The following is a 377-nucleotide window of genomic DNA, read 5'->3' as shown; positions in this document are numbered from 1 at the left end:
GCAACCACTGACGGAAGCCAACACACTTGTCGGGCTCAAAGAAATCAAAATCCCCCAGTCGAACATGGCATCAAACTTGTCCCACATCTCGGTCAAGAAGCCATCGTCTTCCAAGGCCTGGGCAGTCTTCTCATCAAAGTAGTAATTAGCCGTAGGCTGACCATCGACATAATGTATCTTGTAGGCTTCGTCATACTTTAATGCACGATCATCTAATGCAACTAACAATCTCATATCACATCTCTCCTCTCTTTTTTATTTTGAAGTGTGTCTCTTTTAAATTCATAGATTCGTAAGCAGAGAGTATGACTTCTTCAATAATACCTCCTAAAAGTCAAAGGCAATGCCGGTATTGCACTTAATCGCCAGATTAGCAT

The 377-nt window shown here is 41.9% G+C and carries 1 pseudogene; it reads right to left on the bottom strand.

Annotated elements, in window-relative coordinates:
* Window positions 1-234 (bottom strand): annotated as a pseudogene (locus tag FC20_RS09750) (hypothetical protein); the annotation flags it as partial.
* Window positions 235-377: the final 143 nt, after the last annotated feature.

Source organism: Lactobacillus equicursoris DSM 19284 = JCM 14600 = CIP 110162 (genome assembly GCF_001434815.1).
Lineage (GTDB): Bacteria > Bacillota > Bacilli > Lactobacillales > Lactobacillaceae > Lactobacillus > Lactobacillus equicursoris.
This window is presented reverse-complemented; position numbering and strand designations above follow the sequence as displayed.